Consider the following 15,638-nt stretch of genomic DNA (forward strand, 5'->3'; position numbering starts at 1 on the left):
AGGTCCTAACAAAGGCGTTGGACATGTCGGTGAGTGATCAGGCAGGTGGCCAGGCCGAGGAAGGCTTCATGGATGTCGTCACGTCGTTCCCAGCGGATGCGCAGGCGTCGGAAGCCATGCAGCCGCGCGATCGTGCGTTCGACGACGTACCGGAAGGTGCCCAGGCCGGTGCCGTGCGGCTGGCCGCCCTGGGCGATCACTGGACGGATGCCGCGCTGTCGCACCAGGCGGCGGTACTTGTCGTGGTCGTAGCCGCGGTCGGCGAACAGCAAGTCCGGTCTCCTGTGTGGCCGTCCGATGGTGCCTGCCACCGGCGGAACTTTGTCGAGCAGCGGCACCAGCTGGGTGACGTCGTTGCGGTTGCCGCCTGTCAGCGACACCGCGAGCGGGATGCCCTGGCCGGCGGGGAGGACGTGGTGCTTGCTGCCCGACCGTGCGCGGTCGACCGGGCTCGGCCCGCTTTTGGGCCCCGTCGGGCCGCCCGCACGTGCGAGGCGTCGATCACCGCCCGCGACCAGTCCAGCTTTCCCGCCGACCGCAGACGGTTCAGCAGCATCAGGTGCAGCTGTTCCCACACGCCGGCCTCGTTCCAGGCGGCCAGCCTGCGCCAGCACGTCACACTCGAACCGAACCCCAACTCCTGGGGCGGGTACTCCCATTGGATGCCGGTGTGCAGCACGAACAGGATGCCGCACAGTGCCTGCCGGTCTGGGACCCGCGGTCTGCCCCCGACCTTCTTGGGGCCCGGCTCCGGCAGCAACGGCTCGATCAGCGGCCACAGTTCGTCGGACACCACCCACGGACGCGCATCCCGCTTCCCCATACCCGAAACAACGAGCAACCAGCCCGACAGCCACATGATCAACCACTTCTGTCAGGACCTCTAAGCCCCGGCCTGCGGGGTGTGGCCAGCGCCGGGCGCCCGCCTGCGAGGCAGCACTGCCGCAATGGGACGCGCCGCCACCCCGTTTCTCTGTGACGATCGAAGATCTCGCTGTTGACGGGACGTTCCCTGCCGAAGAGTTCACGGAACGCGTCAGGGCCTGGGCCGCCGCCACGGTCGACGCGTGGAGCCGCGGCACGTGACCGGCCGTGGGCCCGTCGAGGAGTGAGCCCACAGGCTGCCTGGGATGCTGAACGTGACATGGGTGATGCCGGTGAGCCATTCATGGCACGGCTCATCGATATCCACGACGACCACATCGCCCGCATCGCCGAGACTGAACCCGAGGGCCGGCTCGGCGTAGTCGACGACCTAAGCGGTCCTCGTCGGCGCGGAGGACGACCTCGTCCAGCTCGAACGCAAGCCCAGTGTCGTCCTCTCGGGCCCCTGCCGAATCCCTCGCTTTCCGAGAAAACTCATCGGTGATGAAGCCCTACTTCAAGGCGGACTCCAGCGCTGCAGCAGTTGACCCTGAATCCCTGGAAGGAATCTTCCAGCGGAATGCAACGCCGTCGCCGTCGACGTAGATGAGTGTGCCACCCTTCTCGGCGATGGTGATATCGAACGCAACAGAGTCGACCTGGTAGGTCTTGGGCGGGACATCTGGAGCATCCTCACTGAAACCAACGGGAGCGAGCCTTCCCGCGCCCTTGCTGTTTCCTGCCTTGACGGTCTTCCCACCAGGTGTCCTCCAACGGAAGCCAGCCTTGCCGACTGTCGTCGTCACCGTGGCCTTGGACCGATTCCCGGCTTCAAACCTGACGACAGCGAAGAGACCTTGCTCCGGGGTTTCAGCGCCGGCCCTGTCGACGTAGACGACAGCATCTGGGGTGATCTGCGCAGTGCCCCTCCCGCCGACACCGGCCGTGTCGGCGCCCTGCCCGAAATCGAGCACAGCGCGCGAACTTGGATGCGGAGCGCTCTTGTCATCACTGCCGGAACAGGCAGTAAGACTCAGAAAGCAGGTTGCTGCGAGTGCGGATGCTCTGATGATGTGGCGCATGATCCCCCCGGGTAGAAGCAGACGCAGTATGCAAAGTCTGCACTCAGCCAGCATGTTTGATGGATCTTTGTTGCCCGGTCGTGACCAGCAGTGCGCCGGTTGGGACGGCAGACCGGCATCACCACATCACCGCGCTCTGGACAGCCCTACGGGGCCTGGGCATTCCCACCCACGTCGATGTGCCCGAGACGGCGGACACGCTGGAAGTCTTTGCCCGCTTCGGTGCGCACGACTGGATCGTCAACTCCCGCAACACGGCCGATGAGACGGTCATCCGCATCCTGGCCTCGATGGCCGGGCTCACACCCCGCATCACGCACCAGGCCGACAGTCTCGACCTGGTCCAGGGCATGATCACCGCGGGACTCGGGGTGGGACTGCTGCCGACCGGCACCCCAACCTTCCCTCAGGTCCGCCTGATGCCGCTCCCCAGTCCCCAAGTGGTGCTGCGGGCCCACGCCGTCGCCCGCTACGGCCCCCTCACCTGGCCCCCGCTGGTCCTGGTCACCGATCTGCTCGCCCGACGTGCCGCGACCGCAGTCGGCGGCCTCCCCGCACCGGTGCGGCGAGACCTCGACAGATAGCCTGCCACCAGGGATGTTCCGCCAACGACAGCAAGGAGACCGGCCATGACAAGCCTGGCCCACGCGCGCGTGCAGCACGAGGACGAGGGGGTGCGGGTCACCCGCTGGGACTTCGAGCCCGGACAGAGCACCGGCCCCCACGTGCACGAGCACGACTACGTCGTCGTCCCCGTCACCGACGGTCGAACCGACGTGATCACTCCTGATGGCACGGTCACTTCCTCGCAGCTGCGAGCGGGTGAGTCCTACGCCCGTCCGGCCGGCGGCGAACACGAGGTCGTCAACGCCGGCACCGCGCTGCTGGCCTTCGTCGAGATCGAGATGAAGAGGCAGTAGCCCCGCCCGGGCGACGAAATCCGTCGAGCGCCGGGCGGGTCTGTGCGGTTACGGTACGGCGATGCCCAGCGTCCACCTCCCCGTCCCCGCCAGGGTCGCCACCCCCAAGGACATCGACGCGATCGTTGATGCGATGACGACCGCCTTCTTCCAGGATCCGCTGTGGGGACCGGCCTTTCCCGACGAACCACGGCGCGCCATGCAGGCGGCCGCCATGTGGCGCCTGTACGTCACCTCCGCACAGCGCTATCCCTGGACACTGGTGACGCCGGGCGTGGAAGCCGCGGCGGTGTGGATCCCACCGAACGGCACCGAGCTCACCCCGCACGAGGAAGCCGGCCTGGAGGAACTGCTGACGCAGGCCGCCGGGACGGAGGCGGCCAAGGCAATCCTGGCGATCTACGCTCAACTGGAAGCCGCCCACCCCACCGAGCCGTGCTTCTACCTCACCCTCCTCGGCGTCCACGGCAACCACCGCGGCAAGGGGCTGGGCATGGGCCTGCTGGCCGAGAGCCTCATTCGCATCGACGCACTCGGTGCCCCCGCCTACCTGGAATCGTCCAACCCCGCGAACATCGCCCGTTACCAGAGGGCGGGCTTCATTCCCCGCGACGAGATCACTACCGCCACCGGGCACGTCGTCACCACGATGTGGCGACCGGCCCGCTGACCCGAGCCCGAGAGCGGTCAGTGACCGCGGCCGGGCCACCGGGTCGCTGACCGCCCGGACCGCCCGGACCGCCGCATGAGCACACCCGACACCGCCCTGCCCGCTTCACGTGATGGGCTTTGGCCCGGGCCGTAGCCATGCAGAGGCCCGCCCGAGCCGGTGTGAAGCTGACGTCGCCAGCCATCCCATTTCGGCTCCAGCGCCCACCCCGGCACGTCGGGGACCTCCTCGACCGCGCGGGCCAGGGGCGAGCTCGACGGGCAAACGAAGGGCGGCGGCACGGGACACACGCCCGGGCGGTGGCCGCCGAAGTCCGTCGCCGCTGCACCGCCCTGCCGCCCGAGGCCGAGCCGCGGGTCCCTGCGGAGGTCATGCTGGAGGAGGCCGAGCGCCGCCTTGACGAGCCACGGCAGACGACCGTCCGGTGCGTAGAGATGCGTGCCCGACAGGTACGCGCCCTCTACGAGCGTCTCGACCGGCTCGCCGGCCTCTGACAGTCGCGCGCGACCCGGCGACGAACCTACGTCCGCCTTCCCTTCCTGGACATGGCGAAGGGGCCGGATGGAGTGTCCGGACCCTTCGGTGAGCGTCGCCGGGAGCTGGTGGCCCAGCCAGCTCCCGGCACCTATCGGATCAGTGCTGCTGGAACCAGAGCACGAGCCAGCCGACGATCGCCGTCCCCAGCGCTGTCGACGCACCGCGGACGAGACCGGTGGTTGCCTCGCCCGACAGTCGACGCAACGCCTTTCGATAGGTGGAGACGACAGCGGCGGGGCCCCGGTGCTCCCCTCGAAGTTGGGTGGCCTTGAGGCCGTCGACTGGGGAGGTGCCTGTTTGTTGCGGGCAGGTAGACAACCCAGGGCCTTCGAGTGCATCAATGTCATTCGACGCGGTGCGGGCTGTGGCGGGCGACGCTCAGGTCGACACGTGTGGGGAGGTTGTCCCAGCCGGCGGATCGGCGCGCCTGTTCCACGGCGTCGTGCAGCCCGGCCAAGACCTGTTCCGGAGTGGTGCCGGTGCGGAGGGTGAGGCTGATGCGGGCATGTGGGTGCGTGCGCGGGCCGTAGAAGAGCGCGTGAGCGCTCCGGATGCCCGGCAGCAGGTTGAGGTCGGTGGTGAGAGCGTCGCTCAGTGCCAGATTGCTGACGGTCACGGCTTCCTCGGATGAGTCTGTGACCGTCAGTTGGCGGGGGTGGCGCCGACGCTGGGCCAGCAGCCACGCCAGGGCGAGCAGCAGGAGCAGGGCCAGTGCCGCGATGGAGGCCGGCCACCACCAGCTCATGTCCGTCCACCGGGTCTGATCGGCGGGCGGGATCAGGACCTTGCCCGAAGCGTTGAGCGGCCAACCGGCCGGCGACGTGAGGTTCCAGCGGTGATAGATATCGGCGCCGCCGGCGAGTACCAGGAGGCCGCCGCCCAGCAGCACGAGTCCGAGCAGGGCAAGCACAATTCGGTTGGTCTTGGTGTGGTCCATGATCATTTTCTCCAGAAAGTCTCGGCGTACCCGGTCGACCTCGTTACTTCGTACTCCGGCGTACGCGGACCTTCAGCCGAGGGGGGCGTGCCAGTCCGAGCTGGTCGCGTTCTTCACGGCGGAGGGCGTCAGTGAGGTCTTCCTTCACGTCGGCGATGTCACGAAAGGCCACGCCGGCAACGACGGTGACGCGGCGGCGGCGCACGCGGACGCGCGCCGTGCTGACCCCCGGGACACGTATTGCCGCGTCGCGCAGAAGCAGCGCCGCGCCTTTGCGGTCGAGTGCAACACGCATCGGCCCGTGGACGTCGGTGGGCACGCGCAAGGGAAGTTGGGTCCACAGACCCGGGGTGAGGGCCAGGATGATGAGCCACAGGCCGAGGGCCGCGGCGACGGTGGCACCGGTGAGGATCCAGATGTTATCCACCGGGCGGGTGCCGAGTTCGCCTGTCAGTGTTGTCCACCATGCGGTGGCCGGGTGCCCGGTGCGTATCCAGATCGCTTCAAATAGCAGTGCCGCGGCTGCGAGCAGTATCAGTGAGCCGGCCAGGGCAGCTGGGATCCGACGTGCTGACCAAGGGCGGGGCGGGCGGTCGTGGGCCGGGTCGCGTTGCTGCGGCGGTTCAGCAGGCCGGTCATGTGTGGTGGCCGACTGCGATCGCGGGACAGCGTCGTCGTGGCCGGGCGAGGTGTGCGGAGTGGGAGAAGTCATGATTCTCCTGTCGTGTGCGCGGGCCGTCAGGTCAATTGGCCCGGCCTCGTTGCAGGCTCTCGCCGGTGACGAGCCGCTGAACGGAGACCGTGAGGTCGTCGATGCGCAGGCCGGTCAGATGGGACACCCGGTCGGAGATGTAGCGCCGCATCTCGCCGCAGGTGCGGGCGATGTCGACGGGGTAGGGCAGATCCAAGTAGACCGTCAGGCGGGCCGAGCCGTCGTGCACAGCGGCCGTGGAGGGGGCAGGGCCCAGGCCAAGACGTGCGGGGGACTGGCCGGCTTGCCGAATGAGGGCTTCGTGTGCCGCCCGAACCGCGATGCGGGCCACCACGGTCTCCGGGATCACCGTCGCGCCGCGCCGGGCGGGCGGGGGAAGCGAGGGCGAAGGTGTGCCCTCACCTTCCGGACCGCTTTGCCGGCGAGATGACGGGAGTTGAGTTGTCACCGGACCCGCCCGGCGTGCCTGGTGCGGGGGCCGGCTTCGTAAGCGCTGCGGGGGTGGTCGAACGTCTCGCGGCGCCCGAAGCCTTCATGGGAGCGCCCATAGCCTTCACGGGAGTGTGCGTAGTCTTCACGGGTGCGTACGTAGTCGCTGACGTGCACGTCACCACGCGCGAGGTGGCCGATGATCAGACCCACCAGGCCCATCGCCGCGACCACGAGGAAAGCCCCGAAGCCGCCGAAATAGCCGGCGAAGCCCAGCGTCAGTCCGGTCAGCAGCCCCACCACGGTTGCATTCATTGTTCATTCACCTGTCTTCGTGGCTGTCCCTGTCCTGGCGTCCTGCTGGGACGTCCGGCTAGAGGTTGGGAGAGGTCACTCCACCCGCTGCTCGTTGTCGTCTTCGTCCCCTGGTATGTCGATGTCATTGACGGCGATGTTCACCTCGATGACCTCCAGTCCGGTCATGCGCTCCATCGCCGCGATGACGTTGGTGCGGACCTCAGCGCCGACCTCGCTGATGGGGTATCCGTAGTCGACGACCACGTCCAGGTCCACAGCCGCTTGGCGCTCGCCCACCTCGACGCTGACACCGCGGGCGGCACTGGGCTGTCCGCCGGGCATGCGCTCTCGGACGCCTCCGATAGCCCGGGCCATGCCGGAGCCGAGGTTGTGGATGCCCGGTACCTCGCGGGCCGCCATCCCGGCGATCTTCTCTGCGACGGGTTCCGCGATCGTGGTCCGCCCACGGCTCTCGGGCGAAGGGGTGCCTCGCTTCGGATCTTGCTGCGCCGTGGTCTGGTCGGTGGACCTGCGGTCTTCTGAGGTCGGGCGGAATGTCATGTTCGTCATGGCGTTCTCCGGGGCGAGTGGCACGGGCGCCGGATTAGCGCCCTCGAAAGATTGGACACATACCGGGAGGAAACGTCACACTTGTGTGTGGCCTGCGACACGTAGGCTGGTCAGTGGTGTCTGACCGGGCCGGGCCATCAGGGAGCACCGGGCGGCGGACTGCCTAGCGCTCCCCGAGACGCATCACGTAGGAAGCGACCAGCAGATGCGGAGTACGAGGGAATCTCCTCCCCTCGGGGGCGCGGAGCCGCCCGCGTCGACCGGGGCGGAGCTTCCCGGCGAGCCGGGGATCGACCTCGCGGCCGTGGGCGACCGCATCCTGGTTGCCCGCGCAGCCGAGGGCGACGACGACGCCTTCGCTGTACTCGTCCACCGTCACAGCGGAAGGCTGCTGGCCCTGGCCTATCACATGCTCGGCAACCTCTCGGACGCCGAGGAAGCTGTGCAGGACGGCTTCATCAGCGCGTGGCGACGGCTTCCCGAATTCCGGGGAGACGCCACGTTCCGCACCTGGATGTACCGCATCGTCACCAACCGATGCCTCAATGTCCGCCGCGCGCACGCCCCTTCCGTCTCCCTCGACACCGTTGCCGAACCAGCGGCCCACGACGCAGGCGGCGAACCCGCCCGCGCCGCAGAAAGCACGGCAGCCACCACCGCGCTGGCCCACGCGCTCGGCAACCTACGGCCCGGGCAACGCGTCTGCTGGATCCTGCGGGAGCTGCACGGGCTGTCCTACGAAGAGATCGCGCAGGTGGTGGGGGAGAGCGAACAGACAGTGCGCGGCCGGCTCTTTCGCGCACGCCGCACGCTCATGAAGGAGATGGCCTCATGGCGCTAGAAGATCCCCGTGCCACCTCCCCGCCCACAGAGGTGCCCGCACCACATCGGGACACTGATGCGGCAGGGCTTGTCGGCGACGAACGGCTGCCCTGCGGACGACTGGTCAGCCACGTCTGGAAGCAGGCACGCACCGCCAGGGATCAGCCCGACACTCACACACCACGATGCACGTACTGCAAGCAGGCGATCGAGGGACTGGCAGAACTGGACGCCACCACCCGCACCCTGCGCGCCGAGCGACCCAGTGCTCGCACCGTCGCCGACCGGATCGTGCGCGCGGTACGCGCGGAGGCGCGACTCGGCCAGATCCTGCCCCTTGACGATCCCGCACAAGAACTACGGATCGCAGAAACCACCGTGGCCAAAATCCTGCGCCGCGCCGCCGACCGAGTCCCCGGCGTGCGCGCCGCCAGCTGCCGCCTCGCCCCTGACGAGTCCGGCACCCAGGTGAACATCACCATGACCCTCGCCGTCAGCCTCGACCAGCCCCTGCCCAGCCGAGCCGCACAGGTGCGCCGGGCCGTCGCTGACGCCTCGACCCACGACATCGGCCTCGCCGTCCACAGCGTCGATCTGAGAATCGTGTCCGAACTTGAGCATGTGACGTCCGGCGGGCCCACCCCACGGAACGGAGCCGGACCATGACGATCGTGGACACGGCCGGCATCGAGCAGACAGCTGCCCGTGCCGCACTGACGGTTCCGGGCGTCGAGGAACTACAACCAAGCCTGCGAGACTCCCTCGCCGGCGCCGCAAGCTACATCCGGCGGACCTTCGGCTCGATCGCACCTTCCCCCGAAGCCGGCATCCACATCAGCCACACGCCCGAACCCGACGCCTGGCACCTCGAAGTCCGCTGCGTACTCAACGAACACCGTCGCCCCCTCGACACCGCACGCGACGTCCGCGAAGGCGTCCAAGCAGCCGTTAGCTCACACTTGGCCTCCCGCGGTAGGACAGCAAGCGTCACGATCGTCGTAACCGTGACCCGGATACACAGAGAGCGAGAACCCCTCCACCTGTGCGCCGACCTGTAGTTCAAAGGCCCCACCCACCTGAATGAGAGTGCCTACGTTGGCCTGTCCAGCCACTGGGCAGCTTGGGGGCTGCGGCGTAGACGAGGCGAGCACAGGATGTGACGTCCGGCGCCGCCCGATATCGACATCAACATCGGGCTGGTGGAGAAACCCCGGCTCACCGGTACACCTGGCGTCCGGCTCCGGCCGCGCGGCATAGAGACGCCGGAGGCGGTGCCGACGGCACGCCGGCTGTGCTCTCCTCGACCACGAGCACGTACCACTACGTCTGAGTGGTCGTCGGCTCGGAAGGGTAGGGGACGACGCGCCCCCGCACTGCGGCCGGGACGTCCTGGGGCCCGATCACGGGAGCCGAGAACGGAGTGTCACGCAGTCATCATCCCGGGCGGCAGCGATGATGAGGCATGACGTACGACGGGCGGCAGTGGTGTGAGACCGAGATCCCCGGTCTGCACGTGCGGACTGGCTTCGGCACCGCCGGGACGCGGTTGCTGGGCTGGCAGGGAATCCTGCCGTTCTCCGTGATCGGACCCACCGTGCTTTCGCCGGGCTTGGAAGGCCCCGCCCCAACACCCAGGTATGTCGCCCATCAGGCAGTAGGCGGCGCGAGAAGAGAAAACCGCGGCTGACACGAGTACGACACACAGGAGGAGCGGGCGTCGTGCAGGCACCGGCATCTGGTTGAACGCTGACAAGGGCTTCGGTGGTCGCCCGCTCGTCAGGGCGATCCGCGGGCTGGTCCGGCTTGGTCCCTCGACGTAGTACCGACCGTCTCCCAGAGTGCCGATGTAGGGGATGTCCCAGGTGGGCCGACCGGCACGCCGGCGAAGTCGGCCAGGCGGGCGCCGGCCCGACCGGCGAGGGTGAGACCGATCGCGGCCAGGGTCGAGCGCTGCCGCTCGGTCCGCTGGCCGTGCCTTTGGGTCAGGCCGGGTATCTGCTCGATGAACGTGCGGCGCGGGCACTCGGCGTTCCGGCAGGTGAACCGGCGGACCGGCAGCTGGAGTACGTCGCTCCGCGCTCGGAGAGTCAGCGGGACACCGCAGGTAGGAACCATGAATCTGGTCGGACCAAATTCCGCACCCTGGACACCAGGCGCCCGCAGCCGTACACCGCGCATCAACATGCACTATCCGCGATGCTCACGGCCACCGACAGCACTGCGATGTCCGCGATCGACGGGAATAACAACTTCTCCAGCCGGAGCAAGATCTCATTCACAGCCCCCAACTGCCGGCCCAGTCAATCCTGCCACTGCTCGTTTGAGGCAACTTCCCGAGCCAACTCAATGAGTTTCGCCGTCACTCAGAGTGCACGGATCGCACAACCTGAGCCAGAACCCGTTCTCGTGAACATGGCCAGACCGCGGGCTACCCGTGGGCGGGCGAGCAGGTCGGGGGCGTGACGCACTTGTTCGTCGGTCGTGGCCGGCGGGCGGCCGAGCCGGGCGCCGCCGGCGGCGCCCAGGCCCTCGTTCGTGCTCTGGACGATCCTTTGTTGGACATCGTGGCCGTCGCACTCTTGCTGAACGACGCGCTCGGCTCAGTCCAAGGTGGCGAGGTGGTCGGAGACGCCCCCGCGCCACTCGATCAGGAAGAGGGTCGCGTCGTCGCTGGTCGTGCCGCCCCGTTCCTCCATCAGGGCGTGGGAGAGCGAGCGCACCACCGCCCGCACTCCCTCCTCGGCGTGCTCGATGCGGTTGACCCAGTCGATGAGTTGTTCCACGCCGAACTGCTCCCCGCCGGCTTCGTGCTCCTCGATCACGCCGTCGGTGAAGCACAGCACCCGGTCGCCGCGTTGGAGGGTCAGCTCGCTGATCTGGGGCTCAACGCCGCCGAAGCCGACTGGCAGGGTGGTCGCACTCTCCAGTTGCCGGACGACCTGGTAGTTGCGGATCAGCAGCGGGGCCGGGTGGCCCGCGTTGACCCGTTGCAGGTGGCCGGTTGCGACGTTCAGGCGCATCATCTGCGCGGTGACGAAGTGGTCGGGCCCGAACTGCTCGGCGATGGCCCGGTCCATGAACGCGTAGATCTCGGACAGGCCGATGTCGGCGCGTCTGGCGTGGCGGTAGGCGCCGATGGCGACGGTTGCCATGGTGGCGGCGGTTAGGCCGTGGCCCATCGCGTCGATCGTGGCCACGTGCAGGATGTCGTCGTTGAGGGCGTAGTCGAAGCTGTCTCCGGCGACGCTGTAGGCGGGTTCGAGGATTCCGGCCACCGCGACCTGCGGGGTGGACATGGCCACTGGCGGCAGCAGGGACCACTGGATCTCCGCGGCCAGGCTCATCGGTTCGCGGCGCCGGGCCAGGAAGAACCGGTCGGTGTAGCTGTGTTTGGTGACCAGCATGTCGGCGACCAGACCGGCGAGTCTGCGGAGCAGCCGCCGGTCGTCGTCATCGGCGGTGTCCAGGGTGAGCACCATCACCCCCACCTGGTCGCTGCCGTCCAGCAACGGCAGGTACATCCGGACGCCGTCGGCCTGCGGCACCTCCACAGGGGTCGCGTGCAGGAAAGCCGTGCCGGCGTGGGAGTCACCGATCGGCTCGGGCTCGCCGACGGTCAACCGCCTACCCGGCAGCGGCACCAGCACCCGTTGGCCGTAGTCCTGCAGGAGGATCGAGACGTCGTGGCCACCGACTCTGGCCACCTCTTCCGCGATCAGCGGGGCAATCAGCTGCGGCGGCATCTCGTGCGCCCGATCCAGCAGCACCCCCAGCAGCCGCTCACCGAACCCTTCCGACCGATCCACCATGGCCTTGTCAGGCCGTCGACCACCGTCCGCCACAGCCGCTCCCTTTCACCACAGCAGAGCCGGTTTCGCCCGCTGACCGGCTCTCTCCATGGAGCCGCTCACCAGGCGGCTGGCCTCGGCCTCGGGGGCTTGGGACAGACCTGGCTCACCTGCAGATCCGCTTGATGACCCACTTTCGCGATCTGTAGACAGGGCTCCTGACCGACCGCGATAAACCCGCACAGAGTGGCGCAGCCAACTTGCTAAAGAGCTCATTACGCCAAAAGTGGCATGTCGCACCCGGTCGGGACAGGCGGGGGTGTTACGCGGCAGGACTGATCTCGCGCCACTGTTCCCGTTTGTGGGAATGGGATCCAGCGACGGTGTGATGTCAGGGAATGCCGTACGGCGAATGCTGGTCAGATATTGCCTGACGCCATGCCAGCGATTCCCGGGCAGGGCCCGGACACCGACCGGTACAACTCCAGCCGCTCGCCCCCGGGTGGTCAGGTGCACCGCGGTGGCCATCAGCGTCGCCAGGCGCCGCGCGTCCGTGTGCCGGCGCAGCAGCGACGCCTTCCCGTCCACGCCGTACCTGGACATCTTCGCCAGCCGGCGCGGCGGCACCCCGGAAACGTCGACCTCGCCCATGCCCAGCCTGGCGATCTCCTGGGCCCGCTCCAGCGCGGTCTTCATCTGCGGGCCCGACCCCCGCACCGGCCCGCGCCGCAGCCGGTCCAGCTCCGAGCCCGGCCGGCACCATCAGCAGCTCGTCCAGCACCGCCCGCTGCCTCGACAGCGGGGGTCACCACGGATCACCCGGCCGGCTTCCTCGGGGGACGTCGGCATCGTCGCCGCGAGGGCACGGGCGATCCCGTCGATACGGGCCTGCAGTTCCAGGTCACCGATACCGGTGCCCGCGTTCTGCTCGAACGCCGTCCGGTCGAACGAGGCCGAGGCACCTGCGAGACGCCCGATGAGCCTCGGAGATGGTTCATCTTTGAAATCGGCCATCTCAACGCCCGCCCGCGGTCACGTCGAGGCCCCCGACCGCTCGTCCCGTACGGCTCTCGGTCGGCGGGAGGCGGGGCTCGATGTGCTCCCCCTGTTCGTTCGGGAGCGGTGTGCATCTCGACCGGGGCATCATGGTTTCGAGTCCGCCACGGACCACTGACACTCGGTCAGTACCTCAAGGCTCTGAGCTGCGACGACTCCCCGCTTCGCGCAGCTTGCCATGCTGGACAAAGGATCTGACAGTGGAGGCTGAGCGTTGCGGCCGAGCAGGGGCGGGTCCGTTCTGCTGTGCGGCGTGGCGTGGGGGTGTTGTAGTGTGTTCGAATTCCTGCGCCAAGGTTTCGGTGGCAGTGACCGGACTTCCTGTTCCTTCTGTGTCGATCTTGGGGTGACGTCTTATTAACCAGGCCATGTAGTCGTCCGTGTTCCCCGCGTGCTGTTGTGTCGCACGTGTCCGGGGGCGGACGTCGCGCTGGCCTGAGTTGCGTCACCCATCCCCGCATTTTTCTTCCCGGGTGCAGCTCTGCCGTCTGCCCCGGGTTTCGCGTTGTCCGGCCCTGGTGCGGCTGTCGGCAGGGCTCCCCGGTTCCGTTGGATCAGGAGCTCCCGTTTTGTCTTCCTCCGCGCTCGGCAACGAGCCAGAGCACACCACCACCCAGCCCCCGACCCACCCATCATCTGGACCGTCGAAGATGGCCATGGGGGCCTGGATCGCCCTCCTGGTGCTGCTGACCGCCGAGCTGATGAACATGCTCGACCAGTCGGTAGTCCTGACCGCCCTGCCCGCCATCCAGGAGTCGACCGGCGCCGGACCGGTCGCGGTGCAGTGGCTGACCACCGCCTATTCCCTCCCTGTCGCCGTCGGTCTGATCACCGGTGGACGGCTCGGTGACATCTACGGCCGCCGCAGGATCCTGCTCATCGGCACCGTCGTGTTCACCGCCGCCTCGCTGCTGTGCGGACTGGCCACCAGCCCGGGCGTGCTGATCGGCGCCCGCCTGCTCCAAGGCGTCGGCGTGGCCGTGATGATCCCGCAGGTCCTGGCGACCATGCACGTCACCTTCGAAGGCCAGAACCGCAGCAAGGCGTTTGGCCTGTACGGGGCCGTCCTGGCCATCGCCAACGTCCTGGGCCCGGTCCTGGGCGGCGTGCTCACCCAGGCCGACCTGTTCGGGCAATCTTGGCGGCCGATCTTCCTGGTCAATGTGCCCGTCGGGCTGGCCGTACTCCTCCTCGGACGTAAATTCATCCCCGAGTCGACTGTCCGCAAGGCCGACCGGCTCGACCTGGTCGGCATGCTGCTGTCCGGCCTGGCCATCGTCCTGATCCTCTTCCCGCTCACCGAGGGCCACGCCCACGGATGGCCGCTGTGGTGCTTCGTCATGATCGCCACCGGCTTCCTGGTCCTTGGTGTCTTCCTGTGCCACCAGCGGCGCAGGCAGGGCAAGGCCCCGCTGGTGGCCCTGTCCCTCTTCCGGGTCAGGCAGTTCTCCGGGGGCATGGCCGCGGATCTGCTGCACGGCCTGCTGTGTGGCCTGTTCTTCATGACCTGGACGCTGTACCTGCAACGCGGACTGGGGATGAGCCCGCTTGAGGCGGCCGTGGCCTTCGTGCTGCTCTCCGTGGGAGAGCTGGGCGGCGCGACGGTCGCGGCGAAGTCCGCCGGACTCTTCGCCCGCCGTCTGCCGCAGGCCGGATCCCTCATCGCGACCGCTGCGATGGTCGCCTACGGGCTCCAGATCGGTAGCCACCAGGCCGACCTGACCCTGCTGGCGATGACCGCTCCGGTGGTGTTGATCGGCTTCGGCCTGGGCATGGTCTCCGGCCCGCTCACCGATTTGTCGCTGGCCAGGGTCCCGCACGAGGACGCAGGATCGGCCGCGGGCTTGTTCAACACCGCCATTCACCTGGGCATCGCGCTGGGCACCGCGCTCACCGCCGTGGTGTTCTTCGCCATCACCGGCGGCTCTCCCGACGGCGCGGTCAACCGCGACGCGTTCGTTACCGTGCTGTGGTGGGTCGGGGGGCTCCTCGCCCTGATGTGGGCCCTGATGTTCTGCCTGCCCAAGCAGGCCGACAGTCAGGCCGACTGAGCCACCCCCAGGTCCCGGCCGTGACGTTGGCCGGGACCCTGCACGTGCAGCACGACATGTGGGCCAACTTCCTCACACCGGGCTGGGTGCGGCAAGCACACCCAGAGGGGTGTGACAGCGCCGGCACGTCGGCGATCAAGTGCACATCAACTACGAGAACTTCAAGACCTGACGATTGATCAACCCCGGAAAGTCGGATCCCAGGATATCCTGGGATCCGACTTTCCGATGACTTCCAATCGAGAACGAGGTGCCGAATGTGGTCGGGCAGGCACGACAGTTACTTCGAGGAAACCGGACGGGCGATCGCCGAGCAGGTGCAGCGCAATCCTTCCAGGAAGCGCACTAAAGCCGTTGAGTACGGGAGAGAACAAGCCAAGCAGAGTCGAAAAATCTCCCATCAGACGGAGGCCTCGGAACTGGAACGCCTCGCGGTTCTCGGGCAGATCCCCCAGGTCGAATACAAGGCCCGCATGGCCGCTCTGCAAGAAGAAGCTGACGAATCCGGGCAGCAGACGACGTGCTCGCACCGCCCCGGGGGGGGGCCCGCACGTCAGCGTGAGGCAACGAGGGTAGGCGTCCTCGGGCAGCGCCAGGACGGCTTCCACGGCCCGGCGTGGCTGTGGACGAGACACGCGAAGTCAGCTTCGAGGTGCACGAGGACGGCGAGTAGGCGTGAGGCTCCCTTGTCTCGAGTCCCTGCGCCGAGCCCCGGGCGCGCAACCAGGGGCCGTGGGCACCCGCTGCCTCACCACGCTGGGCGGATCGGTCCGTGCTGCCAAGCTTCGCCGCATCGAGAGATCATTTTTAGCTGACGATCCGTGACGCGATCCGATCGGCGCGAGACCGCCTGCCCGCAGCCGTGGGGATGCGAAGGGCGCCCGCAGCACTGTGAAAGAGGGG

18 protein-coding genes and 1 pseudogene are annotated in these 15,638 nt (G+C 68.1%); 9 read left to right on the plus strand and 10 right to left on the minus strand.

The features are described 5' to 3' along the window. Nucleotides 1-5 precede the first annotated feature (5 nt). A protein-coding gene (locus QOM21_RS36975) for an IS5 family transposase (protein WP_407555473.1) occupies nt 6-823 on the minus strand; the annotation gives its coding sequence in 2 pieces (ribosomal slippage) (nt 6-475 and nt 475-823; 819 coding nt in all). Nucleotides 824-939: 116 nt separating this feature from the next. Between QOM21_RS36975 and QOM21_RS36980 the strand changes: the two genes are divergently transcribed. Next, a complete protein-coding gene (locus QOM21_RS36980; RefSeq protein ID WP_407556016.1) occupies nt 940-1,086 on the plus strand; it encodes a DUF5946 family protein in 147 nt (48 codons plus the stop codon). 290 nt (nt 1,087-1,376) lie between these two features. Here QOM21_RS36980 and QOM21_RS36985 read toward each other — a convergent pair whose 3' ends face one another. Further along, nucleotides 1,377-1,946 carry a hypothetical protein gene (locus QOM21_RS36985; protein ID WP_407555474.1) on the minus strand — a complete coding sequence of 190 codons (570 nt, stop codon included), beginning with the start codon at nt 1,944-1,946 and terminating at the stop codon, nt 1,377-1,379. An 80-nt stretch (nt 1,947-2,026) separates the two neighbouring features. On the opposite strand from QOM21_RS36985, the gene QOM21_RS36990 reads away from it, so the two are divergent. The 4 genes from QOM21_RS36990 to QOM21_RS37005 all read left to right on the plus strand — a co-directional run bounded on the left by QOM21_RS36990 (nt 2,027) and on the right by QOM21_RS37005 (nt 4,030). Then, the gene (locus QOM21_RS36990) at nt 2,027-2,530 is read left to right on the plus strand and encodes a LysR substrate-binding domain-containing protein (protein ID WP_407555475.1); all 504 of its coding nucleotides are present in this window, start codon (nt 2,027-2,029) and stop codon (nt 2,528-2,530) included. Between the two features lie 45 nt (nt 2,531-2,575). Beyond that, the gene (locus QOM21_RS36995; RefSeq protein WP_407555476.1) at nt 2,576-2,866 is read left to right on the plus strand and encodes a cupin domain-containing protein; all 291 of its coding nucleotides are present in this window, start codon (nt 2,576-2,578) and stop codon (nt 2,864-2,866) included. A gap of 61 nt (nt 2,867-2,927) precedes the next feature. Then, nucleotides 2,928-3,536: a GNAT family N-acetyltransferase gene (locus tag QOM21_RS37000; protein WP_407555477.1), complete on the plus strand. Its 609-nt coding sequence runs from the start codon at nt 2,928-2,930 to the stop codon at nt 3,534-3,536. 299 nt (nt 3,537-3,835) lie between these two features. Next, nucleotides 3,836-4,030 carry a hypothetical protein gene (locus QOM21_RS37005; RefSeq protein WP_407555478.1) on the plus strand — a complete coding sequence of 65 codons (195 nt, stop codon included), beginning with the start codon at nt 3,836-3,838 and terminating at the stop codon, nt 4,028-4,030. 386 nt (nt 4,031-4,416) lie between these two features. Here QOM21_RS37005 and QOM21_RS37010 read toward each other — a convergent pair whose 3' ends face one another. From QOM21_RS37010 to QOM21_RS37030, 5 genes are all read right to left on the minus strand, one after another. Then, the gene (locus QOM21_RS37010) at nt 4,417-5,010 is read right to left on the minus strand and encodes an alkaline shock response membrane anchor protein AmaP (protein WP_407555479.1); all 594 of its coding nucleotides are present in this window, start codon (nt 5,008-5,010) and stop codon (nt 4,417-4,419) included. 43 nt (nt 5,011-5,053) lie between these two features. Next, nucleotides 5,054-5,722, minus strand: coding sequence for a DUF6286 domain-containing protein (locus QOM21_RS37015; protein ID WP_407555480.1), 669 nt, complete (start codon nt 5,720-5,722; stop codon nt 5,054-5,056). A 31-nt stretch (nt 5,723-5,753) separates the two neighbouring features. Continuing rightward, on the minus strand, nt 5,754-6,071 hold the full coding sequence (locus QOM21_RS37020) for a hypothetical protein (RefSeq protein ID WP_407555481.1): 318 nt from the start codon (nt 6,069-6,071) through the stop codon (nt 5,754-5,756). Between the two features lie 95 nt (nt 6,072-6,166). Next, nucleotides 6,167-6,466 (minus strand): hypothetical protein, encoded by a 300-nt coding sequence (locus QOM21_RS37025; RefSeq protein ID WP_407556033.1) that lies wholly within the window; start codon nt 6,464-6,466, stop codon nt 6,167-6,169. A 75-nt stretch (nt 6,467-6,541) separates the two neighbouring features. Continuing rightward, entirely contained in the window at nt 6,542-7,018 is a 477-nt protein-coding gene (locus tag QOM21_RS37030) for an Asp23/Gls24 family envelope stress response protein (RefSeq protein ID WP_407555482.1), read from the minus strand. Between the two features lie 304 nt (nt 7,019-7,322). Between QOM21_RS37030 and QOM21_RS37035 the strand changes: the two genes are divergently transcribed. From QOM21_RS37035 to QOM21_RS37045, 3 genes are read left to right on the plus strand one after another with little or no spacing between them, the layout of a single operon-like run. Then, entirely contained in the window at nt 7,323-7,859 is a 537-nt protein-coding gene (locus QOM21_RS37035; RefSeq protein ID WP_407555483.1) for an RNA polymerase sigma factor, read from the plus strand. After that, the gene (locus tag QOM21_RS37040) at nt 7,850-8,506 is read left to right on the plus strand and encodes a hypothetical protein (protein ID WP_407555484.1); all 657 of its coding nucleotides are present in this window, start codon (nt 7,850-7,852) and stop codon (nt 8,504-8,506) included. Before QOM21_RS37035 ends, QOM21_RS37040 begins: the two co-directional genes overlap by 10 nt. Then, nucleotides 8,503-8,898 carry a hypothetical protein gene (locus tag QOM21_RS37045; protein WP_407555485.1) on the plus strand — a complete coding sequence of 132 codons (396 nt, stop codon included), beginning with the start codon at nt 8,503-8,505 and terminating at the stop codon, nt 8,896-8,898. The genes QOM21_RS37040 and QOM21_RS37045 overlap by 4 nt, the downstream gene beginning before the upstream one ends. Before the next feature lie 1,542 nt (nt 8,899-10,440). Here QOM21_RS37045 and QOM21_RS37050 read toward each other — a convergent pair. The 3 genes and pseudogenes from QOM21_RS37050 to QOM21_RS37060 all read right to left on the minus strand — a co-directional run bounded on the left by QOM21_RS37050 (nt 10,441) and on the right by QOM21_RS37060 (nt 12,642). After that, nucleotides 10,441-11,649, minus strand: coding sequence for a PP2C family protein-serine/threonine phosphatase (locus QOM21_RS37050; protein ID WP_407556018.1), 1,209 nt, complete (start codon nt 11,647-11,649; stop codon nt 10,441-10,443). A 477-nt stretch (nt 11,650-12,126) separates the two neighbouring features. Beyond that, a pseudogene (locus tag QOM21_RS37055) lies at nt 12,127-12,418 on the minus strand (hypothetical protein); the annotation flags it as partial. Next, nucleotides 12,391-12,642: a hypothetical protein gene (locus QOM21_RS37060; protein ID WP_407555486.1), complete on the minus strand. Its 252-nt coding sequence runs from the start codon at nt 12,640-12,642 to the stop codon at nt 12,391-12,393. The pseudogene QOM21_RS37055 and the gene QOM21_RS37060, both read right to left, overlap by 28 nt. A 611-nt stretch (nt 12,643-13,253) precedes the next feature. Between QOM21_RS37060 and QOM21_RS37065 the strand changes: the two genes are divergently transcribed. After that, nucleotides 13,254-14,735: an MFS transporter gene (locus tag QOM21_RS37065; RefSeq protein ID WP_407555487.1), complete on the plus strand. Its 1,482-nt coding sequence runs from the start codon at nt 13,254-13,256 to the stop codon at nt 14,733-14,735. The last annotated feature ends 903 nt before the right edge of the window (nt 14,736-15,638 follow it).

The sequence above is a fragment of the Streptomyces sp. Pv4-95 genome, from assembly GCF_045782725.1.
GTDB lineage: Bacteria > Actinomycetota > Actinomycetes > Streptomycetales > Streptomycetaceae > Streptomyces.

Coding starts and splice junctions, on each gene's coding strand:
- QOM21_RS36985 (WP_407555474.1), bottom strand. CDS start 1,946: ATGCGCCACATCATCAGAGCATCCGCACTCGCAGCAACCTGCTTTCTG.
- QOM21_RS36995 (WP_407555476.1), top strand. CDS start 2,576: ATGACAAGCCTGGCCCACGCGCGCGTGCAGCACGAGGACGAGGGGGTG.
- QOM21_RS37000 (WP_407555477.1), top strand. CDS start 2,928: ATGCCCAGCGTCCACCTCCCCGTCCCCGCCAGGGTCGCCACCCCCAAG.
- QOM21_RS37010 (WP_407555479.1), bottom strand. CDS start 5,010: ATGGACCACACCAAGACCAACCGAATTGTGCTTGCCCTGCTCGGACTC.
- QOM21_RS37015 (WP_407555480.1), bottom strand. CDS start 5,722: ATGACTTCTCCCACTCCGCACACCTCGCCCGGCCACGACGACGCTGTC.
- QOM21_RS37025 (WP_407556033.1), bottom strand. CDS start 6,466: ATGAATGCAACCGTGGTGGGGCTGCTGACCGGACTGACGCTGGGCTTC.
- QOM21_RS37030 (WP_407555482.1), bottom strand. CDS start 7,018: ATGACGAACATGACATTCCGCCCGACCTCAGAAGACCGCAGGTCCACC.
- QOM21_RS37040 (WP_407555484.1), top strand. CDS start 7,850: ATGGCGCTAGAAGATCCCCGTGCCACCTCCCCGCCCACAGAGGTGCCC.
- QOM21_RS37045 (WP_407555485.1), top strand. CDS start 8,503: ATGACGATCGTGGACACGGCCGGCATCGAGCAGACAGCTGCCCGTGCC.
- QOM21_RS37050 (WP_407556018.1), bottom strand. CDS start 11,649: ATGGTGGATCGGTCGGAAGGGTTCGGTGAGCGGCTGCTGGGGGTGCTG.
- QOM21_RS37060 (WP_407555486.1), bottom strand. CDS start 12,642: ATGGCCGATTTCAAAGATGAACCATCTCCGAGGCTCATCGGGCGTCTC.